General features: G+C 55.5%; 27 protein-coding genes and 1 other RNA gene. 12 read left to right on the top strand and 16 right to left on the bottom strand.

Going from position 1 to position 24,773, the window contains the following annotated elements:
- Positions 1–53: 53 nt before the first annotated feature.
- A complete protein-coding gene (gene pncB / locus MRBLMU1_RS04675; RefSeq protein ID WP_363497712.1) occupies positions 54–1,256 on the top strand; it encodes a nicotinate phosphoribosyltransferase in 1,203 nt (400 codons plus the stop codon).
- Between the two features lie 180 nt (positions 1,257–1,436).
- On the opposite strand, the gene MRBLMU1_RS04670 is transcribed toward pncB, so the two are convergent.
- From MRBLMU1_RS04670 to MRBLMU1_RS04660, 3 genes are read right to left on the bottom strand one after another with little or no spacing between them, the layout of a single operon-like run.
- Complete coding sequence (locus MRBLMU1_RS04670) at positions 1,437–1,739, bottom strand: hypothetical protein (protein ID WP_363497709.1); 303 nt, start codon at positions 1,737–1,739, stop codon at positions 1,437–1,439.
- 34 nt (positions 1,740–1,773) lie between these two features.
- Positions 1,774–2,073: an antibiotic biosynthesis monooxygenase family protein gene (locus MRBLMU1_RS04665; protein ID WP_315216917.1), complete on the bottom strand. Its 300-nt coding sequence runs from the start codon at positions 2,071–2,073 to the stop codon at positions 1,774–1,776.
- Between the two features lie 24 nt (positions 2,074–2,097).
- Positions 2,098–2,742: a TetR family transcriptional regulator gene (locus MRBLMU1_RS04660; RefSeq protein WP_363497706.1), complete on the bottom strand. Its 645-nt coding sequence runs from the start codon at positions 2,740–2,742 to the stop codon at positions 2,098–2,100.
- Between the two features lie 212 nt (positions 2,743–2,954).
- On the opposite strand from MRBLMU1_RS04660, the gene MRBLMU1_RS04655 reads away from it, so the two are divergent.
- Positions 2,955–3,458 (top strand): hypothetical protein, encoded by a 504-nt coding sequence (locus tag MRBLMU1_RS04655; protein ID WP_363497703.1) that lies wholly within the window; start codon positions 2,955–2,957, stop codon positions 3,456–3,458.
- A gap of 187 nt (positions 3,459–3,645) precedes the next feature.
- Positions 3,646–4,005: a transfer-messenger RNA gene (gene ssrA / locus MRBLMU1_RS04650) on the top strand.
- A 524-nt stretch (positions 4,006–4,529) separates the two neighbouring features.
- Here ssrA and MRBLMU1_RS04645 read toward each other — a convergent pair.
- Entirely contained in the window at positions 4,530–4,877 is a 348-nt protein-coding gene (locus tag MRBLMU1_RS04645) for a hypothetical protein (RefSeq protein WP_363497700.1), read from the bottom strand.
- A gap of 678 nt (positions 4,878–5,555) precedes the next feature.
- Between MRBLMU1_RS04645 and MRBLMU1_RS04640 the strand changes: the two genes are divergently transcribed.
- A complete protein-coding gene (locus MRBLMU1_RS04640; protein ID WP_414646025.1) occupies positions 5,556–5,738 on the top strand; it encodes an H-NS family nucleoid-associated regulatory protein in 183 nt (60 codons plus the stop codon).
- A 32-nt stretch (positions 5,739–5,770) separates the two neighbouring features.
- On the opposite strand, the gene MRBLMU1_RS04635 is transcribed toward MRBLMU1_RS04640, so the two are convergent.
- The 8 genes from MRBLMU1_RS04635 to MRBLMU1_RS04600 all read right to left on the bottom strand — a co-directional run bounded on the left by MRBLMU1_RS04635 (position 5,771) and on the right by MRBLMU1_RS04600 (position 14,384).
- Positions 5,771–7,903: a hypothetical protein gene (locus MRBLMU1_RS04635; protein WP_363497697.1), complete on the bottom strand. Its 2,133-nt coding sequence runs from the start codon at positions 7,901–7,903 to the stop codon at positions 5,771–5,773.
- Position 7,904: 1 nt separating this feature from the next.
- Entirely contained in the window at positions 7,905–8,747 is an 843-nt protein-coding gene (locus MRBLMU1_RS04630) for a hypothetical protein (protein ID WP_363497694.1), read from the bottom strand.
- 1 nt (position 8,748) lies between these two features.
- The gene (locus tag MRBLMU1_RS04625) at positions 8,749–9,795 is read right to left on the bottom strand and encodes a TRAFAC clade GTPase domain-containing protein (protein WP_363497691.1); all 1,047 of its coding nucleotides are present in this window, start codon (positions 9,793–9,795) and stop codon (positions 8,749–8,751) included.
- Positions 9,785–10,891 carry a GTPase-associated system all-helical protein GASH gene (locus MRBLMU1_RS04620; protein ID WP_363497688.1) on the bottom strand — a complete coding sequence of 369 codons (1,107 nt, stop codon included), beginning with the start codon at positions 10,889–10,891 and terminating at the stop codon, positions 9,785–9,787. Before MRBLMU1_RS04620 ends, MRBLMU1_RS04625 begins: the two co-directional genes overlap by 11 nt.
- A gap of 7 nt (positions 10,892–10,898) precedes the next feature.
- On the bottom strand, positions 10,899–12,194 hold the full coding sequence (locus MRBLMU1_RS04615) for a metallophosphoesterase (RefSeq protein ID WP_363497686.1): 1,296 nt from the start codon (positions 12,192–12,194) through the stop codon (positions 10,899–10,901).
- 237 nt (positions 12,195–12,431) lie between these two features.
- A complete protein-coding gene (locus MRBLMU1_RS04610) occupies positions 12,432–12,674 on the bottom strand; it encodes a hypothetical protein (protein ID WP_363497683.1) in 243 nt (80 codons plus the stop codon).
- 51 nt (positions 12,675–12,725) lie between these two features.
- A complete protein-coding gene (locus MRBLMU1_RS04605; protein WP_363497680.1) occupies positions 12,726–13,322 on the bottom strand; it encodes a DUF6088 family protein in 597 nt (198 codons plus the stop codon).
- Between the two features lie 162 nt (positions 13,323–13,484).
- Positions 13,485–14,384 (bottom strand): LysR family transcriptional regulator, encoded by a 900-nt coding sequence (locus MRBLMU1_RS04600; RefSeq protein WP_363497677.1) that lies wholly within the window; start codon positions 14,382–14,384, stop codon positions 13,485–13,487.
- Positions 14,385–14,500: 116 nt separating this feature from the next.
- Between MRBLMU1_RS04600 and MRBLMU1_RS04595 the strand changes: the two genes are divergently transcribed.
- From MRBLMU1_RS04595 to MRBLMU1_RS04580, 4 genes are all read left to right on the top strand, one after another.
- Positions 14,501–15,046, top strand: a complete 546-nt coding sequence (locus tag MRBLMU1_RS04595; protein WP_363497674.1) for a carboxymuconolactone decarboxylase family protein — start codon at positions 14,501–14,503, stop codon at positions 15,044–15,046.
- 29 nt (positions 15,047–15,075) lie between these two features.
- On the top strand, positions 15,076–16,047 hold the full coding sequence (locus MRBLMU1_RS04590) for an alpha/beta fold hydrolase (RefSeq protein WP_363497672.1): 972 nt from the start codon (positions 15,076–15,078) through the stop codon (positions 16,045–16,047).
- 23 nt (positions 16,048–16,070) lie between these two features.
- Positions 16,071–17,630 (top strand): 2Fe-2S iron-sulfur cluster-binding protein, encoded by a 1,560-nt coding sequence (locus MRBLMU1_RS04585; protein ID WP_363497670.1) that lies wholly within the window; start codon positions 16,071–16,073, stop codon positions 17,628–17,630.
- Positions 17,631–17,711: 81 nt separating this feature from the next.
- Positions 17,712–18,311 (top strand): flavin reductase family protein, encoded by a 600-nt coding sequence (locus MRBLMU1_RS04580; RefSeq protein ID WP_363497667.1) that lies wholly within the window; start codon positions 17,712–17,714, stop codon positions 18,309–18,311.
- Positions 18,312–18,360: 49 nt separating this feature from the next.
- On the opposite strand, the gene MRBLMU1_RS04575 is transcribed toward MRBLMU1_RS04580, so the two are convergent.
- Together MRBLMU1_RS04575 and MRBLMU1_RS04570 are read right to left on the bottom strand one after the other, a co-directional pair.
- On the bottom strand, positions 18,361–19,095 hold the full coding sequence (locus MRBLMU1_RS04575) for a metallophosphoesterase family protein (RefSeq protein ID WP_363497825.1): 735 nt from the start codon (positions 19,093–19,095) through the stop codon (positions 18,361–18,363).
- Entirely contained in the window at positions 19,095–19,661 is a 567-nt protein-coding gene (locus MRBLMU1_RS04570) for a cysteine hydrolase family protein (protein ID WP_363497665.1), read from the bottom strand. Before MRBLMU1_RS04570 ends, MRBLMU1_RS04575 begins: the two co-directional genes overlap by 1 nt.
- A gap of 170 nt (positions 19,662–19,831) precedes the next feature.
- Between MRBLMU1_RS04570 and MRBLMU1_RS04565 the strand changes: the two genes are divergently transcribed.
- The 3 genes from MRBLMU1_RS04565 (at position 19,832) to MRBLMU1_RS04555 (ending at position 21,698) form a co-directional block, all read left to right on the top strand.
- Positions 19,832–20,641 (top strand): AraC family transcriptional regulator, encoded by an 810-nt coding sequence (locus tag MRBLMU1_RS04565; protein WP_363497662.1) that lies wholly within the window; start codon positions 19,832–19,834, stop codon positions 20,639–20,641.
- Between the two features lie 79 nt (positions 20,642–20,720).
- On the top strand, positions 20,721–21,113 hold the full coding sequence (locus MRBLMU1_RS04560; protein ID WP_363497659.1) for a cupin domain-containing protein: 393 nt from the start codon (positions 20,721–20,723) through the stop codon (positions 21,111–21,113).
- A 12-nt stretch (positions 21,114–21,125) separates the two neighbouring features.
- On the top strand, positions 21,126–21,698 hold the full coding sequence (locus MRBLMU1_RS04555; RefSeq protein ID WP_363497657.1) for a hypothetical protein: 573 nt from the start codon (positions 21,126–21,128) through the stop codon (positions 21,696–21,698).
- A 54-nt stretch (positions 21,699–21,752) separates the two neighbouring features.
- Here the strand turns inward: MRBLMU1_RS04555 and MRBLMU1_RS04550 are convergent, their stop codons facing one another.
- Together MRBLMU1_RS04550 and MRBLMU1_RS04545 are read right to left on the bottom strand one after the other, a co-directional pair.
- Positions 21,753–22,232 carry an FxDxF family PEP-CTERM protein gene (locus tag MRBLMU1_RS04550; protein WP_363497654.1) on the bottom strand — a complete coding sequence of 160 codons (480 nt, stop codon included), beginning with the start codon at positions 22,230–22,232 and terminating at the stop codon, positions 21,753–21,755.
- A 312-nt stretch (positions 22,233–22,544) separates the two neighbouring features.
- Entirely contained in the window at positions 22,545–23,147 is a 603-nt protein-coding gene (locus MRBLMU1_RS04545) for a PEP-CTERM sorting domain-containing protein (protein WP_363497651.1), read from the bottom strand.
- A gap of 353 nt (positions 23,148–23,500) precedes the next feature.
- Here MRBLMU1_RS04545 and MRBLMU1_RS04540 point away from each other — a divergent pair, with 353 nt between their 5' ends.
- Positions 23,501–24,772 (top strand): O-acetylhomoserine aminocarboxypropyltransferase/cysteine synthase family protein, encoded by a 1,272-nt coding sequence (locus tag MRBLMU1_RS04540; RefSeq protein ID WP_363497648.1) that lies wholly within the window; start codon positions 23,501–23,503, stop codon positions 24,770–24,772.
- Position 24,773: the final 1 nt, after the last annotated feature.

The following is a 24,773-nucleotide window of genomic DNA, read 5'->3' as shown; positions in this document are numbered from 1 at the left end:
CGCATCGGCCCCGCATGGCGTAAGATCATGGCAATATGCAATCTGGAGAGTCCATGAGTCAGCCTATCGTCCGCAGCCTGCTGGAGACCGATCTATACAAATTCACCATGTGGCAAGCGCTGCTGCATGGCCATCCGAACTCGCACACCGAATACGAATTCGTCTGCCGCAACACGCCGGTCTATCCGCTGGCCGAGCTGCACGAGGCGGTCGAGCGTGAACTCGACCATCTGTGCTCGATGGGGTTTTCGGACGAGGAGCTGAACTTCCTGCGCTCGCTGCGCTACATCAAAAGCGACTTCGTCGACTTCCTGACGGTGTTCCGCTTCCAGCGCAAATTCATCGACGTGCGCGTCGACGGCGACACCCTGGCGATCCGCGCGACCGGGCCGCAGGTGCACGTGATGGGCTTTGAGATCTACGTGCTCTACATCGTCAACGAACTATATTTCCGCCGCTTCGACCAGGCGGCCGCGCTGGCCGAGGGGCGCGAACGCCTCAGCGCCAAGATCGCCGCGCTCAAGGCCTTCGGCGCCGAGCCGGCGCGCCGCAACCCGTTCGAGTTTTCCGACTTCGGCACGCGCCGGCGCTTTTCCGGCGCCTGGCATGACGAGGTGGTGCAGCGCCTGTCGCGCGAGGTGCCCGAGTACTTCAAGGGCACGTCCAACGTCTACCAGGCGATGAAGTTCGGCCTGGTGCCGATCGGCACGATGGCGCACGAATACATGCAATCGTTCCAGGCCTTCGGCGTGCGGTTGCGCGACTTCCAGAAAGCCTCGCTGGAGGCGTGGGTGCAGGAATACCGGGGCGACCTGGGTGTCGCGCTGACCGACGTGGTGGGCATGGACGCCTTCCTCGACGATTTCGACCTGTACTTCGCCAAGCTGTTCGATGGGCTGCGCCACGATTCGGGCGACCCGGTGGTGTGGGGAGAAAAGGCGCTGGCCCACTACGCCGCGCTGCGCATCGACGCCAAGACCAAGCGGCTGGTGTTCTCGGACGGGCTGAATCTGGAAAAGGCGTTCGAGTTGTACCGCCACTTCGCCGACCGCATCATGACCGGCTTCGGCATCGGCACGCACCTGACCAACGACGTCGGCCTCAAGCCGCTCAACATCGTCATGAAGCTGGTCAACTGCAACGGCCAATCGGTGGCCAAGCTGTCGGACTCGCCCGGCAAAACGCTGTGCAAGGACGAGACCTTCCTGGCCTACCTGCGCCAGGTGTTCCACCACCCGGCGGCCCAAGGCCGCTAAGCCAAGCGTTATCTAAACCAGGTAGGGCGGATTAGCGCAGCGTAATCGGCCAATGCATGCGTCTAGACGGCTCATGCACTGGCCGATTACGGCGTTCCGCCTGATCCGCCCTACGAACATCGCTGAACTTAGCGCCTGAGGGAAGGGCGGGGCAAGGAGGCTGTGGCCGCGTGGGCCGGTTCAGGCCGGTCGGGCGCCGAAGCCGCTCATGATGGCGTCGGCGTTGCTGCTTTCATCTTCGTCGTAGATATCGATCGACAGCATGGCGCCGCTGCGTTCGCGCGCGTGCGCGGCGGCGGCCGGACCGCCCGGCGTCAGCGCGTCGAGGATGTTGCCGACGGTGCTGGAGGCCACGCTCGGCGGCAGCGGCGTGTGCTTGGTCAGCTTCACGGTGGACGGAGGAAAACCCTTGGCCAGCAAGGCGCTGCGGGCGCTTTCGGCGTCGGTCACCTGTTCGAAATTGCGGTGTATTGTGCGTGTCATGACGACCTCCTTGGTTGACCGGGGCGGGCGCGGCTTAGAAGCCGGCCACCACGGTTTCGAAATGCTCCACCTTGGGTGGTGTAGCGAAATAGCTGCCGACCAGTCCACGCCAGGACTGGAACGCCGGACTGCCACGGAAATCGACGGTATGGTTTTCAAGGGTCTGCCAGCCGATCACCAGATGGTAGGTGTCGGGCGTTTCGATGTCGCGGTCGAGGCGCATCGACAGGCAACCGGTGGCCGCTTTGAACAAGGGCACCGCTTCGGCCACGCCGGCCTGGAAGGCATCGTGGTCATCCGGCTTGATATATATCTCGGCGATCTCGTAAATCATGGGCATCCTTTTGAAAGTATGCCCCTATTGTGCCTCAACTGCGGCGGGTGTGCGCAGGATGAAGCGCATCGCCTGGCGGGCCAGCTCCTTGACGTCGGCGCCGCTGCCGGGTTTGTACCATTGCACGGTCCAATTGAGCGCGCCGAAGATCAGCAGGCGGTCGAACGACGACGGCATCGCCCAGTCGCCGGACAGGTGCAGCTCGGCGATGGCGCGGTCCCACACGGCCTCGTAGCGGTCCTTCAACGCCACCACGCGCGAGCGCGACGGCTCGTCGAGCGAGCGCCATTCGTACAGCAGCACGGCGATGTAATGGTGGTCGGGCGCCAGCAAGGTATGCAGATGGGCTTCGACCAGCTGGCGCAGGATCTCGCACGGCGGCAGCGGCTGGCTGCCGATGGCCTCGATCTCGGCCAGCGAGCGTTCCATGCCTTGCTCCATGATGGCGGCCAGGATGTCTTGTTTGGTCTTGAAATGATAGAACCAGCTGCCGGCCTGGATGCCGGCGGCGGCGGCGATATCGCGCACGGTGGTGTTCTCGTAACCTTTGGTGCGAAACAACTCGGCCGATTTCTCGATCAATTCCGCACGCAGTCCACCGCTTTCCCCTTTCAGGGGGCGCCCGCGTCGCTTGGGGCTGGGGGAGTCAATTGTGGCGGCGTTAGGCATGAAAAGGTGTCTGAACAGTAGTTTTGGTACATCCCATTTTAATGCAGCGACCTCGCGCCCCATTGAAAAAGTGTTTGAAATTGTTACTTTCCTGATGGAAGCAAGCGACTTTTGTGCTGCAATGCAACACTTTGGTTTGGCGGGCGATTGAGCGTGGTCAAAGGATTAACGTGAAGGAGGCATAGGCTGGTGGGTAGACACGGGAGCGAGCGATGACCAAGGCTGCTGCAATGGCTGTGCTTGACAACGGCAATCGCGCCGACGAGGATCGTGGGATGGAAACCGAGATGCAAATGCTGAGGCGGGAGGTCGGCGAAGGTTTCGCCGGGGTGAACGCGCGGATCGACGAGTTACGCCGGGAAACGACCGAGCGTATTGACCGGTTGCGTCAGGAAACAACGGAGCGAATTTTAGAAGAACGTAGAGATACCAACGCCCGGATAGACGCATTGCATCTGCGAATGGATGCGTTGCACAAGGAGACGCTCGCGCGGATCGATCAGTCGCGTAGGGAAGCATCCGATAGTTCCGCAGCTCTAAGCGCTCGCATGTTCGATCTCCATCGGGAAACAACAGCGCGTATCGATGCATTTAGCGCAGAAAGTCACAAGAGGATGGATCGCAGCGATATGCAGTTTCGCTGGCTGGTAGGTCTGATGATTACCAGCCTGCTGGCGACGGCGGGGCTATTCGCCCGCGCCGCGCACATGCTGTAACTGAAGGAAATTGGTGCCGGTATATTTCCCGACCGCCGGCGCCGGTAGTAGCCGCCTCCGGGAGGCGCTAATTGGTCGTTCTGTGTGAGAACTGGAACCATCATATCGGGCGATTGTGACAGGCGTTTGACCTCGGTTCCGAATGGGCATGCGTCGACGGGCAAAGTGCGCTAGAATGGAGGTCTGTGGGGACGACCTGGTTTCGACGTGGGTTGCAAAGCAGAGCAGGGCATACCGAGGGCTGGTTACCTCGTAAATACACCCAGAAAAACTTAACTGCAAACGATAACTCGTACGCACTGGCAGCTTAATTGCTGTTAGCTCCACAACACCTCGTCCCTGGGGTGGGCCGTTAAAAGCTGTGGAGTCATTTACAGGGACTCGCGCTGTGAGGGGTCACTTCGATCAGCGCTAAATCTAAGGTGAATCGCTAGTCCAAAACGTGCACGTCCGTGTTGTACTGGTTAAATTAAATGATAGTGCTAAGTATGTAGAACTGTCTGTGGAGTGCTTGCGGACGCGGGTTCGATTCCCGCCGTCTCCACCACAAATCCGATAAGCCGTTGATTCGTCAACGGCTTTTCTTTTTGCCCGTCCGGTTTGGCTTGGAATCCCAAGTCCCAAGTCAGCACCCCAAATCAGACCAGGAATGGCATTCAAGCTACCGTCACACCTCCACAGCAGCCGCTCAGGCGTTTTGCATTTCCGTATTGCAATCCCGCCGACCTCCGCCATCATTTCGCCTCTCGTGAAATTTACCGTAGCCTTCGAACCCCGAACGTCCGTGATGCGGGCTTCAAACTTGGCGGAACTATATACTGTGGTAGATTTAAGGAAAAAGATTCGGGATTTCACTGTGCTTGAGTGTTCATTGATTACACTCCGAGAAATATCTTTAGAAAAATTGAGGCAAACAAATTTTGGTCAACTCCAGATATACATTCAGGAGGAACCGAGGTTTTCGCTGAAAGTGATTTAATTATTCTTGAGCGCTTCGTTTGAATTAAATCATTCCGCCTTGTCCTTTTTACCAATCTCTTAATCCGGTCTCAAGACTTGGGTTTAATTCGTTCAAAATTCAGTAATTCCTTTCTTCGTGAAAATGTGCATGTGAGAGATGGCATAGTAAGTGTCCCCTTGACCGATTTGATAGCGTGCGTTGACGTAAAATTCGGTGGTCTCGACTTGTCGCGGGGGGCTGAGAACATTGCCATTTTCGGCGTGGTCCACAACCCACAGTGTCTCATCTGACACCACGAGGATGGGCAGGATGATAGTCTGTATGGGCATGGGGTCTGCCGCATTATGAGTAACGCAGCCTTGGACCAGGTCGTCCGCAGAAGCCAGAGCTTGGCTCCATTTTTCGAATATTTCGGTATCTTTCGACGAATATTGATTTGGCCCGAGCTTGCCGACCAACGCCGTCGCTTTTCCCGCTTAGATATTCGCAGGGTAGAGACTACTTAATTGAGTTCTTCGAGCCGCGCGAGGACCTACAAATGTGACCAACCCGCCGTCGCTATTTGTGTATCTCCCAGCTGGTTGCATTTTCTCGTTGAGGCTTTCACTCGCAACGCGAGGAATTCGGCTGATTAGCAACGGCGTGGAAGTACGCAGGCACTTGCATTCGATTGAGAGCAACAGGCGAAGTTGCGGTGTTGTATGAATTGCTACGCGGAGGTCGTATTGACGGGTCTTACCGGGGACACGGTCTGTGTATGAGCCACCATGTTCCGCCTCGTAGCGATGCATGCAGCTCTAGGCCAAAGTCGTCTTGTATCGCAACAAAATTCTTAGGTCCGTTGCAGTTAGCGGTACGTCCAAAGGCTTAGCCATTCCATCTCCATGGTACGCCGAAATCAATATCTTGGAAATTTCCATCTCATCGAATGCTAGCGTCGTTCCAATCCGCGATGTTGGATATTGTACTCGTCTCACAGTGACTGTGTTAAATTATCGTTTCTTTCAAATTTCCGAACAGGAGAAATAATGTCCTCATATTCCGAATTGCAGACGCAGATTGCTGAGCTTCAGAAGCAGGCCGAAGCAGCCCGCTCAAGCGAACTATGAGCTGCAAAGGCGAAAATTTCCGACATTATGAAGGAATACGGCTTGACTTTTGCGGACTTTGGCGGCACCGGAAAGGCGAAGTCCGCTAAGAAGCGTGAGCCGGTTGCTATCAAATACAAGGGCCCAGCGAGCGGAGCTACCTGGACTGGTCGCGGCCGTGCTCCCTTATGGCTTAATGACAAAGATAAGGAACAGTTTCTGATTAAATAAGCGATAAACAGCAGCCCCAATGGCTGCTGTTTTTAGAATAAATCAAAAAAAGACCATGTGGATTTTCGTGGCACTAGGCGTTCTATCAATGAACAAATCTCAGGTGCCAGATAAATTCTTCCGTCGTTCCAGTACTGCCTGAGACGTTCAAGCCACTGGGACCCGCCCCAAATTTCGCTCATGGATTGCAATAACAATAATTTATTTTCTTCAGTACCTGCGCAGAAAAAAAATTCTTCAAAGCCACCTTTTTCCAGCATAAACTCGCAAAGATGTCGTCTTATTCTGGGGGCCGCGTCGTCTCCCCTTGAGTATCCTCCGCCCATATATTTTCCAGATATCCGTTGTCCTACTTGATTTTCTAAATTCGTCTTCAACATCGCTTTACTATGTAGTCGCTGGAACGAAAATTCAAAAAGTTTTACTGCATTTTCAACCGTCAAAGCATTAGATGCGCTATCGAATATAACAAAAAGTGCTATATTTGAATAAGCATCGTAGTCAGAAGAATTTAATGTTATTAAATTTATCCAAGCTTCAGCAACAACGCGAGGCGTAGAGTCATTAAAAATATCAAGAGCTAAAGTATTAAGAAATTCAGCGTTATTTCGACCTGAATTAACATAACCATCAACAATATCCAACCTAAGACTTCTAAACTCCTTCAAACTCAACTCCAGTCGCTCACCGCTCAATTCAATAATTTCAACCACTAATGCGGGGGTATAGAATGTTCGGTCTCGGTCAACAAGTTTTTTAATTGCCTCATACATGCCCGCGTCGAGCATGCCACGTACCATTTCATTGGAATTTCCAATTGATTTCAAAAGCTCCCAATCCTTATTGTCTGGGGGGGACTCAAAAGAACGCCAAAAATCTGGTAGGCCTAGCAGTTCAATTTTTAACGCCGCCATTGTTAGTTTTACTTCAGCAAATGCTTGAACTTTAGCTAGAACATTGATATCGATATGCTTACATATTTGACTAAGCAGTGCGTAACCTAATGTACCAACCTCTGAAGGAAAACAAGCTTTGATAATTTTCGCTATTAGTGGAAGCATCTCGTTTTCGATGCTTTTTACAAATGCCAAAGTAGAGTCGTTGAAATCAACCCAACTCATCCCGCGCATATATGGAAGTATCATGGTAGCGACAATTTCGCATTTATTGGAATTTGATACCCTATTTTTTGAGAAAAATGCACCGGTTACAAATTCCCGTTTTATTAAATCACTATCTCCAATTTCCTTATAAAAATTCGATATGAGATTTGCAGCCTCAGAAATCCCTTGATCATTCTCATATTTCAATAATTTCCCACCAATGAGTGCCAGATACAGTACCGATTTTCTAGGGTATTTTGCATCGGAAATATAGCGCGCAATAAAATTTCTTAACTGTGTCTGCTGATATTCAAATATATCATCGACCAATATCGAAATACCCTCGCTTTCAATTTCATCTATCACATCACTTGCCACAGCAGACCTAATTAATTCATTTGAAACTAAAAGAGTAATTGCTGCCTGGGGCGTAATAGAGCGCAAGCTCGCTGCGCTCGAAAATACAAAATCCCGTCTCAGACGCGGGGGCATTTGATTCCAGATTAAAGAAACCGTAACATCATCTTCATTTTGATTTCCAAAAGACGCTATTGCAACTCTTTCGTATTTTGATGCATACACCTTGGCAATAATGTTCTGCATATCCAAATCACTACCAGAAAATCCGTCAAGGTCACGAATATTGCAATTTTTTTCTACGCCCCGCAGCGGCAAATCTATCTCAAAAGACTCGGCATAGCTATCAGAATTCGAACTGCCATTCGGCCTCTTAAAAGCATAAAACAAATCTGATAATCTGTTCAATTTTGCTACGGTAGAATAATCCAGTAAAATTGAATGTGTCCACACGCAACCTGGTCGCGGCATTTCGGGGGCCGCCCAAGTTTTAGAAATAACATATTTCTTAGCAGACTTTAATGGGTAGCCACAATAGTAGGCTGAGACTCCCGATATGTTTTGCGGCATTAGGTCGCTCATACGCGTCATCTCGGTCGCAGAATACTCGTCCAATACTATGGACGTACTCAATAATTTGTGTCCATCGCGATACCCATGAAGGGTTTGGTCCACATTGAAAAATAGACTATGATTTGATGACATTCTAAGAATCCTGGGGCAGCGTCAGCCAATATAGCGGGTCCGTCAAGTCGAACTGCGAAGTGTTTTTTCCTACTAAATTTACCCGTTCGGAAGGCTTGGCCAATATATTAAGCCTCGCTTTATCAGCGGGAAGCCGACCGCCTTGCGCGCTTACGCCATACATCCTCGACTCCCATAACTCGCAGTTAAATTCCAAATATTGATGTAAAAGAGGCCTATTGTCCTCCAACCATTTCACAGGAGTAATGTCAGGATTTGCACTTTGTGCTATATCCCATGCTGATATCATTACAACCAATTTCCGTTTTTTACTCTTGGAATCGACAATTGTTTGCAGAAGCTGAACTGCCTTAACCTGTTCTGGCATATCGCCGGGAACAAATTGCTTCCTTGGGCCATTGTTACTTTCAGGCTCAACTGACATAATTCCCGACATCTCATTAATTAAAATATCACTTGTTTTGGAATCGGCACTAGTAAAAAGAAAAATTCCACTAGATTTCCCCAATGCCTCGTAAAGCTCTTCGGTATAAAAACCGCTAACAATGGCGTCTTTTATTGACTCACCAGAAAAATCTGGAAGCTGAACCTTAATTGGAGTCCCATTTAATCCTACAGTCATATGCAATGTAACCCAACTATCAAGTCCCGCAGGAGTATGGTCAAGCTTTTCACATTTCAACCACTTATCTTGCAGGGTATACAAATGGGACTCGAATTCGTCAAGTTGACTCCAACGTAATATCGTATCAATTTCACTACTTAGTAATATATAGCTCATTGCTGCCAAATATGTACTTTTTCCGGTCGCAGGCATGCCTAGTATCAGGGTTGATGTTTCCATGTTATCTATTTATGGCGTTAATCAAATAATCATAATGGCTTCCACTATCCACTGATACAAAATCCATGCTAAAGGTTCGAGTGGCTGGAATTGGTATCCACTCCCGCATCAAGGTTTCCAACCCTTCCCCAAGGTAGAACTCTCCCTGATTGGGCCGCGCAGCCAATTTGTGTGCACTGATAGTAATATCACCTACAACCCGGCTCTTGACTTCGCTCACAAAGTGGTCGAATATTTCCTCAACCTGCTCTTTTCGGGAGGAAACTATTACCTCATCAAGTTTCGTTAAAACCACTTGAATCTTCTGCGACTGTCCCAAACCGGAAAACTGCAATAACGCTAGTACTATTCTGCGAATCTCGCCTATGTGCGAAGCAGCTAACTCAGGATTAATTAACTTGCGCCCATCCAAGAGCAAAACATGACAGTCTGCACGATAAATTTCTGGGAAATTTTCTGCAAATTTAGGCATTTTTATACAATCTTCAAATTCCTCTCCAGAGCGGTCCGCCATAAAAATATCAAAATGAGTTTTCTTCGAAACATCAAAGGAAGCTCGCAAATGCAAATATTCAATTGGCAAGCTCTTTTTTGTACGCTCGGTTACGGGAACGGATAAACCAGATTCGAATTGCGAGTAAAAACTCCTAGACTGAAAGCCCCTCAATGTCTTCGACCCGACAAAGCCGATTTGACCTAGACGTCGACGTTTCATAAGTTCATATAACATTGCCGCGATTGTTGTCTTCCCAGCGTCAGGACAACCGATAAATGAGATTACCAGGCCTCCGTGCCGCCGCAAGTGCCGATTTACCTCTATCTCCGACAAGCCCACACCGTTATGAACTTGACGAACACCCGGAGGTAACTCAATTTCGCTAGGCGGAGCAGATGGCGAAGGCACACCAGCCTCTAAAACCTCGTCGATAGCCGCAAATTCATAACGATTAGGACAATCGTCGGCAGAAAGACCATCGATGCACCCTCCGCCGCTTTCGGGATTACAGCCATCACGGTTGCACCGGCGCTGGAGTGACTCAGTCGTCATAACTGTTCCGTATTTTTATAGCTAAAATCTCGCGATAAATCTGTAATGAAAATTCCAGCGGCGAAATCTCATCCGCTATATCTATGTTTGTCTTCCTTTTAAACGTCCGTGTCCAATCGCTGTCGTCTTCATTTTCGCAAGCTAGAGCAATAGCAAATAAACCAGGTGTTAAGTGAAGGTATTTATCATTTGTATCATAAATAGCCCACGTTTTACGCCATGCAATAGGGCCAGCGACACATCCTTCAGCGAAGACAAAATTTTTCAAGGACGCTAGCTTCCGTCCTTCCCATAATGCCATCTTAAGTAAGGCAGGGGCGGCCACTGGTCCCTCATTGCTGGTCATTATGTTTGCGAGCTCTACCGCAGCTCGAAGCGCTGCCTCAGGAACCGAAAAGTCAAGTAAAGGGCGATTCGCTTCTTTACTCCAAGCAGATATAGCAAACCATTGCGCCTGAACCTGCTCCTCCAAAGAAATAGTGTATTCTACGAGCTTATTAAAATGGTTTACGAGGCGTTTATCCACTGCATCCGTGCGCTTAATCGAATCTTCGATTAGTGGTTTCACCGTTCCCCAACCCGTTACCCATGTATTATTTTGGGCTATATCCTCGGCATTTTTATATTTTACGGTTAAGTCTTGGGGTTTCAGCGTCCCCGCCTTATTGACGCTTCGTGCAACCGTTTGGTGCTCAACCAATTTCTTCTTCGCAAATGCTGGTAATAAGGGGTCAGGGCTAAAGACTCTTATTGTTCCATATTCGGCTACCTCTATGGCAAGACAGATGGAAGCCGCATAAGGTGAACTCGATTCAATTTCGGCCTTTAACAAAGCGGCTGCTAACAGCGCCACCTCTTTGTCAACCCCGTCGCTTCCGAAACCAGGGATAAATTCCTGCCCGGCTTCAAAAAACCAGTCCAGGTCGCCATCTGGCACTGCCAAATCGTAGCACACCAAAAGCAATGACATAGCTTGCGGGTAGTCTAATTCTGGTTGAATCTTTTCAATAAAACTGTTTCTTGTTTCGACATCCTGAACAGAAGTAGTCAATTCAAGCTTTTTGTATAACGCTCCGATATAGGCTTTATCTGCCACAGGACCCTCACTTTTCATTCAATAATTGGGAGATTCTATTTTGACTTTTGGCAAAAATCAATGCTCTCTTGATTTGCATAAACTGTGGAAAACCTTTATCTTCCTCCCTCAGCAATCCAAGATTTCGAACAATATCGTATTGCTCAGAAAACTGCATATCGTAGAATTCAGACAATATTTCAGACTCTGATTTTTGAACTTGTGCAGCAACACTTATATTTGTATTTATTGAAGAGTTTATCTGAGTTGCTTTAGGCAACGGCGAAACAAAAGGTTCCGGAACATTATCAACACTTGGCGGCGACCATTTTTCTAAATTTTTCGTATATTCGTGAGAACCATCTTGTCCCTTGCCCTTATAATCTTTGAACTGAGAAGGGTTTTGCTCCTGCCACTCGCGGGAAAATATTTTTACCAACATTTTCCTTGTGGAATTATCATTTGTAACTGAAATTCTTATAAAATTAAACCCAGGAAGCCAGTCACCTTCGTCGCGAACAGGGTTGACAGCACCGGCATACATAACTATTGAACTTCCGCTCTGACTTATCCGAGCTTTATGCTCATGGCCGTATAATTGAATTGCTGCGCGGTCATCTAATTCGTTTACCATCTCACTGCCATCTAACAACCAAGAGGGCGGGTGATGTGCAAACACCAAATATTCGATGCCGTCTTCTCGTTTGAGGTTCCAAGCCGCTCGGCCTATGTATAACTGCCCTTTGACGTCTTGCTGTCCGCACAGTGTAGTAGAATTCAGCCCTCTAATTCTGAGTTTCGAACCATCATCTAGCAACAAATCATGATGCCAAGAATAATTTTCCTTGGTTGCATAAAATGAACAATTATACTGCTGAGAAAAATCATTGTAGTTTTCTAGTGCCCGATAGAACAAATCTCTTGTTGCTTCAACGCCTAAACGACGCAAGAGTTCAGATTCCCGTTTTACATTGGTGGGACTTGCGCGAATTGCCGAGTGTCCATCCTCAATCAGAGGCTGTGCCTTTAATACAGAACGGTCTATATCGTGATTGCCGGGGCATACAATTATTTTGGCGTCGTGCGAGTTTGTACGGGAAAGTATTTCTTTCAACCATTCTTTAGCCAGCGAAAATTCGTCTTTCCTTCCAGCGAAAGCTATGTCACCAGAAACAATAATCGCGTCCAACTTCCCCCATTCCGCCACTTTTTTTTCTAAATCACGAATCATTTCGTCACGCATTTGCTCGTTTGGGTCATGTCCAATCTGATTGGGGCTAACCTTGAAATGGATATCTGATATATGTGCTATGTTGGTCGGCATGTGCTTAATAGGTAGTTTTGAAATTGTGATGTCCCGTCCGGCCAGACAATCGGTTACTTCTGCTGACTGCCAAGGAACTAACACTGGAATCTTAGCAACATTTTCATAGTTTAAGGTGTCTTGACAGTAGATTTATCACTTTTTAATCGTTTTCGTGGCAGATGGCGGCCGCGCTGGCCGTGGAGGTGGTGGCTAACGCATGGAATTCGCCTCTGCGGATTGCATTTTTGCCTGCGCTCATTGGACAGCTACCGTGCCGCCGATGCAAAATATGAGCACAAACGCGGGCGCATGAAATACAATTTCCACATGCCAGCCGATCCCCATCCCGCCCAGTCCACGCATGAAGATGCGCCCGCGCTGACGCCTGCGCAGCTGGTCGATTTGGTCGGCAAGCTGGAACGCGACAACGTCAATTTGTGCCGTCAGATGGCATGGTTCCAGCGCCAGATATTTGGTCAGAAAAGCGAGAAGCGCCATCCTGAACCGGAAGGTGTTCCTTTGGCAATTTCAAAAAAACTCTTGCATGGCTCAATCCTTGTCCTGCGCTATCCGTCGCATGACATCTGCAATCCATACGGGGGCCAGCGATGCATCGGCCAGCAGCACGGCCTTGTCCTCGGCGGTCAATCTGGCTCTGAGCTTAGCGACTACCTGGTCATCGATATGCGCCTGCTTGAAATGTCGCAATGCCTGGATCACCAGACCGCTGATGCGACCGGCCGTTGCCATATTGCGAGGTGTCGTGTGCTTCAGCAGAATGCTCTGATTGCCGATATGCACGGTGCGCGAGACGCCATCGGTCAGGAAGGCCAGCTTCATCGGCACTTGCTCCGTGAGTCCTAATAGATTTGCGGCGTAGGCGCCAGACGGTTGCAGGCGTAAACTCCCTTTGCCGGCAATCGCCTTCGCGATATCGTCGGCCGACGGTAATAGCGGTCCCAGAATCGCGTGCGTGCGTGGGACGTCGTACAGTCCTCTGGCCACTCTTCGAAGTGTCCCAGTGGCTGTTAAACGCGAGAGCACCTTATCGACGGCCGCACGGCTACCCAAGTGGAGAAAATCAACCGGGCTAAAGACTTTTCCCGCTTCGCTCGCCGCTAACTCGGCGCGGATAGCCGCGTCCACGCTGCCTCGAGAAGGCGGCGTTTGCTGAGCGGTTCGGCTTCGGCCGGAGGAGGGGGCATTGGTACGCATGTCAGAAAATATAGAACGTTTTTCTGACAAGGCAATCCTAACGTTAGGATTTCTGGGGTTTGGCGAGTGCAGCGGATGCGCGACACGCCAACCTTAGTTGAAGGCACCCTCGGCCCGCAACATCGCCACCGCGAGGTCTATAAAAGCCCGCACCTTGGGCGTTGACCGGCGTCCCTCGTGGTGGACGACATTTACCGGCACCGGCGCCGACTCGTACTGCGTCAGCACCGTCTTGAGCCTCCCGGCCGCCAGATGCGGCGCCACCATATAGGAAATCACCCGCGTCAGTCCAAATCCCCGCACCACGGCCGCGATGGCGGCGTCATTGCTGGTACTGACGAGGCGCGGACGCACGCGCACGACCAGCGGCTGACGCTCGGACTCAAAGCGCCACTCGGGCGAGGCGGTCAAGGCGCTGGCCAGGACGATGTCGTGCTCGCCGAGCTCCTCCGGCGTGAGCGGTATGCCGCGCGTCTCAAGGTAGGCCGGCGACGCACACACGACCTGCCGCACCTGGCCCACCCGTACCGCCTGATAGCTCGAATCGGGTAGCTGGCCAATACGAATCGCCACGTCGACCCCTTCTTCCATCATGTTGACCACGCGGTCGACAAAGCGGCATTCCACCTCGGTATCCGGATAGCGGCGCAGATACTCGGTCACCACCGGCGTCACATACATATCCCCGAACAGCACCGATGAAGTGATCACCAGCTTGCCGCGCGGCTCGCCATGCGTGCCGGCCGCCGCCTGCTCGGAATCGGCCACGTCGGCCAGGATGCGCCGGCAGTCGGCCGCGTAACGCGCGCCCACGTCGGTGACGCGCACGATCCGCGTGGTTCTGGTCAACAGGCGCACGCCCATCGTTTCCTCCAGCTCCGTCACCGCGCGTGTCACCACCGGCGGCGAGATCCGCAGCTTGCGCGCGGCGGGCGCGAAGCCGCCTTCATCGACCACGGCCAGGAAAATCGACATCGTGTACAGCCGATCCATATTATTCCTCTTTCAGGAATGGTTCATTGTAATTTGTCCATATTCTCATTATCCGGCAAAAGATTCAAACTGCAAGCGCTGAACAACACTTCGCTACCCACCCAAGGAGAAATGCCATGAGCCGCATCACCATCATCGATAGCAGCAACGCCAACGCCGAACAACAAGCCCTGCTCGACGCCATTCAAGGCCAGCTCGGCATGGTGCCGAACTTCCTCAAAGTATTCGCCAACTCGCCCGTCGCCCTGCGCGCCTTCCTGGGCTTGTACGGCGTGGCCAACGACGGCAGCCTGGACCATCAAACCCGCGAGCGCATCGCCCTGGCGCTGGCCCAGCAAAACGGTTGCGAGTACTGCGTCTCGGCGCACACCGCCATCGGCCGTAAAAGCGGGCTGACCGGCGACGAGATCAGCGCCGCCCGCCACGGCACCAGCGAAGACGCGCAAGCGGCCATCGCCGTCAAGTTCGCTACCAGCCTGATGGAGAAGAAGGGCGATGTGAGCGCCATCGAGATCGCCCAAGTGCGCAGCGCCGGCTTCACCGATGCCGACATCGTGGAAATCATCACCCACGTCGGCATGAACTTCCTGACCAACATCCTCGGCAAGGCCAGCAAAGTCGAGATCGATTTCCCGCAAGTCGAACTGAACTTGGCCGCCTGATTCCACCTTCCCACTTAAGGAGCATCACCATGAACTCTTCCTCTTCCGTCTGGGCCCGCCTGGCCGTCACCGCCGGCTTCGTCGCCATCACCGCCAGCGCCGCCGCTGCGCCTGCCGCCCCCGCCGCCTCGACCGCCGTGAGCTATCACACGGCCAGCATCGACGGCGTAAAAGTGTTTTACCGCGAGGCCGGCCCGAAAAACGCGCCGACCCTGTTGCTGCTGCACGGTTTCCCGACCTCGTCGCAGATGTTCCGCAACCTGATTCCGCAACTGGCCGACCGCTACCATGTCATCGCGCCGGACTATCCGGGCTACGGCCAGAGCGACCAGCCGCCGATGGACAAGTTCACCTACAGCTTCGATAACCAGGCCAAGGTGATCGAGAAATTAACCAGCCAGCTCGGCCTGACGAAATACGCGCTGTACGTGCAGGACTACGGCGCGCCGATCGGCTACCGCCTGGCCGCCGCCCATCCGGAAAAGATCACGGCGATCGTGGTGCAAAACGGTAACGCCTACGACGAAGGCCTGGACAACGAGTTCTGGCAGCCGGTCAAGGAGTACTGGAAAGACAAAACGGAAGCCAAGGCCGCCAAGCTGCGTCCGCTGCTGGAGATCGGCGGCACCAAATGGCAATACACCGAAGGCTTCCGCAATCCGGACGCGCGCGTGAGCCCGGACGCCTGGATGCTCGACCAAGCCTATCTGGATCGCCCGGGCAACAAGGACATTCAGATTGAAATGTTCTACAGCTATGGGACCAATCCGCCGCGTTATCCAGAATGGCAAGCCTATTTCCGCAAACACCAGCCGCCAATGCTGATCGTCTGGGGCAAGGGCGACAAGATCTTCCCGGCGGCGGGGGCAACGCCCTACCTGCGCGACCTGCCGAAAGCCGAGCTGCACCTGCTGGACACCGGCCACTTCGCCCTCGAAGAAGAAGGCGACAAGATCGCGAAGCTGATGCGCGAGTTCCTCGGCCGCAAAGTGAAACCTTAATCCACCTTTTTTCAGGAGCCATCATGGGCCGCGCATTTTCCGACATCACCTTTACCCCGAACGTGCGCGCCATGCAGGAACGCATGGGCAGCCGCGAGCAGTACGAAGGCTTCGACGTGATGACCAACCGGGCCGACCGCTTGGGCCGCATGGAGATCGAGTTCATCGCCCAGGCCGACCATTTTTACCAGGCCACGGTGAGCGAGACCGGCTGGCCATACGTGCAGCATCGCGGCGGCCCGGCCGGCTTCCTGAAAATCCTCGATCCGAAGACCGTCGCCTTCGCTGACTTTCGCGGCAACGTGCAATACCTCAGCGTGGGCAACCTGCAAAAGGACGACCGTATTTCCATCATCGTGATGGATTACGCCAATCAGATGCGGCTGAAGCTCATCGGCCGCGTGCGGCTGGTGGAGGCCGCCGACGATGCGGAGCTGATCGAACGGCTGCGCACGCCCGGTTATGCGGCGCGCATCGAACGCGCTTTCGTGATCACCATCGAAGGCTACGACTGGAACTGCCCGCAACACATCACGCCGCGCTTTACCGAGAGCGAAATCAACACCATGACGGCGCCGCTGCACGGCCAGGTCAAGCGCCTCAAGGAGCAGCTGGCCGCGAGCACCGCCAGGCAGCCTTTGAGCGAACTCGGCGATGGCCCGCTGGCGCTGGTGATCAGCGGGGTGCGCCAGCTAACGCCACGGGTGCGCGCCTATGAACTGAAAATCGCCGACGGCGGCAGCTTGCCGGCGGTCCAGGCCGGCGCCCACATCGACGTGCCGGTATTGCTTGCCGACGGCAGCGCCGCCACGCGCAGCTATTCGATCGCCTCCGATCCCGCCCGGCCCGGCGTCTACGAGATCGCCGTTCTGCGAGAGGAAGAGGGCAAGGGCGGCTCGGCCAGCGTGCATGAGGAATACCACCTTGGCATGCTGCTGCGCTGCTCGCTGCCGCGCAACGATTTCGCTTTGCCCGCCGACGGCCCGGTGGTGCTGATCGCCGGCGGCATCGGCATCACGCCGATCAAGGCGATGGCCCATACGCTGATCGCCGAGCAACGCGACTTCGTGCTGCACTATGCCGTGCGGTCGCGCAGGGAGGCGCCGTTCCTCGACCAGCTCGAACGCGAGCTGGGCCAGCGCCTGGTCGTGTACGCCACCGACGAAGGCCGGCGCCTGCCGCTCGACACGGTCATGGCCGGCGGGGGCGTCACCATCGCCTGTGGTCCGGCGCGCCTGCTCGACGATGTGACCGAAACCGGCAAGCGCCTGGGCGTGCGCGTGCTGATCGAACGCTTCGCCGCCGACGCGGGCGCCGTCAACCGGCCCGTCGTCGTGACCTTGAAGCGCAGCCGCAAGGTGATCGAAGTGCCGGCCAGCGCTAGCATTCTCGAAGCGGTGGAAGCGGCAGGCGTCGATGCGCCTTCCTCCTGCCGGGTCGGCAACTGCGGCACCTGCCGCGTCAAGGTGCTGGCCGGCACGCCGGAACACCGTGACAACGCGCTCAGCGACGAAGAGCGCATCGACCACATGTGCATCTGCGTCTCGCGCGCCAGTGGCGACACGCTCGAACTCGACCTGTAAGGAGCCGATGCGCGCCGAGCGGTCGGGTGCGGAAAGCCGATCCGATGCATAATCTCCCGTCGAGTATTATCGGGAGTAAAAATGAACGAACATATGGTGGCGGTGGAGCTGGAGAAGGCGTACCGCTTGCTCAATCACGGTCCGACGGTGCTGGTGTCTGCTACGCACGACGGTGTCGACAATGTCATGGCGGCGGCCTGGTCCTGCGCGCTGGATTTCTCGCCGCCCAAGGTGACGCTGGTGTTGGATAAGGCGACCAGCACGCGCGGCTTGGTGGAGGGCAGCGGCTACTTCGCGTTGCAGGTGCCCAATTTGGGCCAGGTCCAGCTGACCTACGACGTTGGCAATCTCAGCCTGGCCGATGCGCCGGACAAACTGAAAAAATTCGGGGTCGAGTTGTTTCGCGTTGGTGAGCAGGACACGCCGCTGGTCTCCGGCTGCTCGGCCTGGCTCATCTGCAAGGTGATCCCCGAGCCGCACATCCAGCAGACTTACGACTTGTTCATCGGCGAAGTGGTGGCGGCCTGGGCCGACGACCGCGTGTTCCGCAACGGCCACTGGGAATTCGACAAGGCCGATCCGAGCCTGCGCAGCCTGCATTACATTGCCGGTGGACAGTTCTACGCGATCGGGGAGTCGGCGCTTGCCGATACCGGCAAAGCGAGCGATCCGGAAGCATAACCCGCCAGGAACTCAATGTCGGAAAGACCTTTGGCTTTGCAGCCGATGATTACTGCGAGGAGCGTGGCATATAGCCAGTCAACAACGCACACTCCCAGTCGAGCCGTCCGCGCGACTTTGCCAGCGCCGCCATCTCCGCGTGCCTGTAGGGGACGGCGAAAAGGCTCGAACGCCACTGTCCATCGATATGTTCCACGATGCCATACCGGGCATCCGGCGATCCGGACTCGATCACATGGGGATACGGCTGATCATCGGCATAGGCCGGCTGGCCCACGCTGCCCGGGTTGACGATCAACTGCCCGCGTGCGCTACGGACGCTGCGCGGCACATGGGTGTGGCCGCACACTACAAGACCTGCATCGACCCCGCCCAGGCGCGCCTCGATCTCCGCCACGGTGGCCGCCGCGTCGACGGTTTGCAGCAGGCCGGTCACATCGCTGGTTGGCGTGCCATGACATGCCAGCACATCCGGTGTGATCTGCCGTACCGGCAGCAAGCCCGCGATCCATTCCAGCTCTTTCGAGGTCAGCTGCGAGTGGGCATACGTATCGCTGGCGCCCGAACCCGCATGCAGCGTCAAAATCTGGCGCTCATGATTGCCCGCCAGATGTATCCAATCCTGCGCCATCAAAAACCGCGCCGTCTCCAACGGCAGCAGCGGCCCGGACAGGCTGTCGCCGATGTTGACGACCAGATCCGTCCCACGCCGCTTGATGTCCGCGACGACGGCTTCAAGCGCCGGCAAATTGCCGTGGATATCTGAGACGAGGGCGATGCGCATCATGCGGCCTTTGCAAACGCGTCGAGCACATCGCGGGTATGGACGATGGCCGCGTATTCGCCGTCCAGATTGGACAGGGCCATGGCGTGCACGTCCTCGGCGCTCCTTGGCACGTCCGCGTAGTCGACTTTGGCGAACGCGAAACACGCATCCGCAACGACATGTGTGGCGAAACCGAGGTTGCCCGCCGTCCGCGCGCTGGCCTCCACCGAGTTGTTGGTGCTCACGCCGACGATGACCAGTTCACTGATGCCGCGCACGCGCAGCCATCGCTCCAGCCCGGTGTTGATGAAGGCATCGGGTACATTTTTCTCGATCACATAGGCGTCCGGCGACGGCGCGAACCGCTCCTGAAACTCGACCCCGATTTGACCCGGCCAGAACGGCGAGCCTATCGTTCTCGAGATGTGGCGGACATGGACAACCGTGGAACCGGCGGCCCGCCACGCGCGCAGCAAGGCCGAGATGTTTTGTTCCGCCTCGGGATTGTTGCGCGTGCCGGCCGCCGGATCGGCCATGCCTTTTTGCATATCGATGATGACCAGTGCCGCTGTATTTACTTGCATGGTTTGGCTCCAGATGGGTGTGTAGCGCATCGCCCTATGGGGTGAAGCGGATATGCCGATTGTATCCCGAGCATCGTTGTCACGACATCCGGACAGGGTAGAATTCCAGCTTCCACCCCACCCGACGATGGAAACAGGATGAACGTCGCCACTCTCTCGAACCCCGCGCCGTGAGCAAGACCAAGCCTGCCGGCGACTGGATCGTGCGCGCGCCGCCAACGGGGCGCATGGAGCGTATAGAGGCGTTCTTCTCTGGCCATGGCTACGAGCCGCACCGCCACGACACGTATGCGATCGGCCGCACCCTGGCCGGGGTGCAAAGTTTCCATTACAGGGGCGGGCGGCGCCACAGCGTGCCCGGCGCCACCATCGTGTTGCACCCGGACGAGGTGCACGATGGCGAGGCGGGGACCGACGCCGGCTTCCGCTACCGCATGATGTATATCGAACCGGCGCTGATCCAGCAAATCCTCGGCGGCCGGGCGCTGCCGTTCATTCAGCACGGCATCAGTGCAGATCCCCGGCTGTACGCGGCCAGCGAACTGTTGCTGCGCAGCCTGGACGCGCCGCTCGACGCGCTCGAGGAGGACGACGCGCTGTTCGACCTGGCCCACGCGCTGAGCGCGGTGTCGGCGCCGCCGCGTTCAAACCAGCCGTTCGACTACCGCGCCGCCGAGCTCGCGCGCGAGTTCATTCACGGGTCCCTGGAGCGCAGCGTCACGCTGGAGGAGTTGGAGCGCCACAGCGGGCGCGACCGCTGGAGCTTGTCGCGCGATTTCCGGTTGTTGTTCGGCACCTCGCCGTATCGCTACCTGACCATGCGCCGCCTCGACCTGGTGCGCTCGCTGCTGCTTCAGGGCCAGTCGCTGGTGGGTGCCGCCTTGCTCGCCGGCTTTACCGACCAAAGCCATATGACCCGCCATTTCGGCAAGACCTACGGCTTGTCGCCGGCCCGCTGGCTGAAGATGCGCGCCGGCTGACGTCCGCACAATCGTACAAGAAACGACGTCCCGTTTTGGGTACGCTGGGCACTCCTCAATCAGCAACAGGACGAACCCAATGAATACCGAGCAGACGGCGGCGCACGCCATCCACACCATTAATTTCGCGAAGAAATTCAGTTTATTTACCGAGCAGTGGGCACCCAAGGTGGTCGCGGAAATGAACGACTATCAATTCAAGATAGTCAGGCTGCAGGGGGATTTCATCTGGCACGCCCATGCCTCCACCGATGAAACCTTTATCGTGCTGGAAGGGTTGTTGCGCATCGATTTTCGCGACGGCCACGTGCTGGTGTCGCAGGGCGAAATGGTGGTGGTGCCCAAGGGAGTCGAGCACAAGCCGTTCGCCGAAGGTGAAGTAAAACTGCTGTTGATCGAGCCGCGTGGCGTGCTCAACACTGGCGAAGAACAAGCCAGCGAGCTCACCGCCGTCAACGACGTGTGGATCTAGCCAGCCGCGCCGATGGTTGCAGAAACCAACAGCATTGCCTTGCCATATACCCGTGTATATTATCGATCGGACATTGCGGCGAAACGTGCGTCCAAACCTAACCGGGTGATCACAATGAAAAATAAACTAATAGTGTTGTCCGCATTGATGGCAAGCCTGTTCGCATTGACCGCCCACGCCGCGCCGGATTGCGTCGGCGTCAAGGCGCCATTCTTCCAGAAGGCGAAAGACATCAAATGGGTGTGGAACCCGGCACTGAAAGCCGAGGAAAACATGGTCTGCGGCGACGCCACGACACCGGGTAAACCCTTCATTCAAATGCTGAAGTTTCCGCCGAATTATGTTGGCGACCGCCACAACCATCCGATCGACCGGGTGGTGATACTCCAAAGCGGCAAATGGACATCGACCACCTACGACGGTCCCAACGGCGCGGCCGAGGCGCACGTCATGGATAAACCGAACGATTACTATTACGAGTCGGCCAATTACGACCACAGTTTTAAAACCGGCAGCAAAGGCGCGATTATCACGGTATTGGGTTGGGACGGTCCCAACAAGCGCAACGACCCGAATAACAAATGAAAAAGGCCCGGTGCGCTAGCACCGGGCCTTTGGTTTCATGCGGCTAAGCGCGGATTACTTTTGCTTGCGGCGGCGGGCGACCACGCCCATCAGGCCCAGGCCGGCGAGCATCATCGCGTAGGTTTCCGCTTCCGGAACCGGCGTCACAGCGGTGCCGGTCGAGTACAAGGTGGCGTTCGACAGGGACTCGAACTTGGTGGTGAAGCTGTCCAGACCGGCGCCGGCGTCAAAGCGGTAGAAGGCGGTGACGTTGTTCGACTTTGTGCCGAAGGCGTCTTTTACATTGCCGAAGTGGATGCCGACGATGGTGTCGCCGTACAGTTGTTGGGTGAAGTTGATCGTGGTGCCGGTCAGGCCGGAGAGCATCGAGGTCGTTGGCACGGCCGACGTCAGGTTCACGCCCCATACTGCCAGATTCAAGTTGATCTCGGCGAGGCTAGGGTTGTTGCCGTTCAGGTTGCCATCGATGAAGCCGATGCAGCTGGCGCCGGGCACGTCGATATCGGAACCGGAACAGAGTGCCGTCGCTGCCATTGCGTTGCCTGCGAACATCATCGTTGCCAGTGCGGCGGCGGTTGAAAGTTTTTTAAAGTTCATAATTATTATCCCCAGAATTGAAATGCTGCGGTAGTAAATTGCACGCAGGAAACAGTTTTTTGGGTTTCTTTGAGCAATTCGATATGATGTGTTGAAGCATATCATGACTTGCTGTTTAAAAGACATGTTCATTTCTATTTCGCTAAATATCATTTCCACAATGAAACTTGTGTTGTAACCGCGCGAATCGGCAATAAAAAAGCCCGGTGCGCTAGCACCGGGCCTGGGTTCGTACGCCTAAGCGTCGGATTATTTTTGCTTGCGGCGGCGGGCGATTACGCCCATCAGGCCCAGGCCGGCGAGCATCATCGCGTAGGTTTCCGCTTCCGGAACGGCCGTCACGGACGCCTTGCCGGTCGAGTACAGCGTCGCGTTCGACAGCGAACTGAAGGCGGTGGTGAAGCTGTCCACACCGGCGGCGTGGCCGGCGTCGAAGCGGTAGAAGGCGGTGACGTTGTTCAGCTTGTTACCCTGCACATCGATCACATTGCCGTAGTGGATGCCGACGATGGTGTCGCCATACAGTTGTTGGGCAAAGTTGATGGTGTTGCCGGTCAGGCCGGAGAGCATCGACGTCGATGCCACCGGTGCCGTCAGATGCACGCCCCACACGCCCAGGTTGTCGTTGATTTCGGTCAGGCTCGGCTTGTTGCCGTTCAGGTTGCCGCTGATGAAGCCGATGCAACTGGCGCCGGTCACGGAAATGCTGGCGCCGGCGCATGAGGTGGATGGCGCCGGAAGGGTGATCACAGGGGTGGTGGTCGCTGGCGTGGTGGCCACAGGCGTGGCGCTGCCGCCGTTACCTTTGCCATTGCCGTTATTGCCCTTGCCGTTACCGCCGGCGGCTGCCATGGCGGCGCCTCCGGACATCAAGAGGACCAACGCTGCGGCGGTAGAAAAAGTCGTCAATTTCATGTCAAATTATCCCAAAAAATAGTGAATGATTACGGTGTGGTTGCGCGCCGGAAACAATTGGTTGGGTTTCTTTGAGCAAGGGTCGTGCGATGTGCCAAAGCATATCACGGTTAGCTGCTTTAAAGATACTTTAATTGCTACATGACAAAACAATGTGGCGTGAAATGAACCTTTGCCGCGCGCCCCGTCTGTGGCAAACATGCAAAATATGCATTTATAAATGCGGAATGATTCGTGGGCGTGGCACTCTATTCAACTTAGGCTTGCACGGTCATTAATACGGAGGAGCGATGAAACTGGAAACCCTTGCCGTCCACGGCGGCTACAAACCGGACCCCACCACGCGCGCGGTGGCGGTGCCTATCTACCAAACCGTCGCCTACGCGTTCGACGACACCCAGCACGGCGCCGACCTGTTCGACCTCAAGGTGCCCGGCAACATCTACACGCGTATCATGAATCCGACCCAGGACGTGCTCGAGCAGCGCATCGCCGCGCTCGAGGGCGGGGTGGCGGCGCTGGCGCTGGCCTCCGGGCAGGCCGCCGTCACCTACGCGATCCAGACCATTGCCGAGGCGGGCGACAACATCGTCTCGGCCGCCACCTTGTACGGCGGCACCTATAATCTGTTCGCGCACACCTTGCCGCAGTTCGGCATCAGCACCCGCTTCGCCGACGCGCGCGACCCGGCCTCGTTCGAGGGCTTGATCGACGAGCGCACCAAGGCCGTGTTCATCGAGTCGATCGGCAACCCGCTGGGCAACATCACCGACATCGAACAGATCGGCGCGATCGCCCACAAGCACGGCGTGCCGCTGATCGTCGATAACACCGTGGCCACGCCGTATCTGCTGCGTCCGTTCGAACACGGCGCCGACATCGTCATCCACTCGCTGACCAAGTATTTGGGCGGGCACGGCAATTCGATCGGCGGCGCCATCGTCGACTCCGGCAAATTCCCGTGGGCCGAGCACAAGCAGCGGTTCAAGCGGCTCAACGAGCCGGACGTGTCCTACCACGGCGTGGTCTACACCGAGGCGCTGGGGCCGGCCGCCTACATCGGCCGCGCGCGTGTGGTCCCGCTGCGCAACACCGGCGCGGCGATCTCGCCGTTCAACGCGTTCTTGATACTGCAGGGGATAGAGACCTTGGCGCTGCGCATGGAGCGCATCGTCGACAATGCGCGCGCGGTGGCCGAATTCCTCGGCGGCCACGCCAAGGTCAAGTGGGTCAATTATGCCGGGCTGGAGCAGCATCGCGACCATGCGCTGGCGCTCAAGTACCTGGGCGGCAGGCCGTCCGGCGTGCTCACCTTCGGCGTCGAAGGCGGCGTCGAGGGCGGGGCGCGCTTCCAGGACGCGCTGCAATTGTTCACGCGCCTGGTCAACATCGGCGACGCCAAATCGCTGGCCTGCCATCCGGCCTCGACCACGCACCGCCAGCTCAACGAGGAGGAATTGGCCAAGGCCGGCGTAACGGTCGACACGGTGCGCCTGTCGATCGGCATCGAGCACATCGACGATCTGCTGGCCGATCTGGAGCAGGCGCTGGCGGCCGTGTAAG

Source organism: Burkholderia sp. LMU1-1-1.1, from assembly GCF_040675865.1.
Classification (GTDB): domain Bacteria; phylum Pseudomonadota; class Gammaproteobacteria; order Burkholderiales; family Burkholderiaceae_D; genus Rugamonas.
Note: the sequence above shows the minus strand (reverse complement) of the source record. Positions and strands in the feature narration are given on the sequence as shown.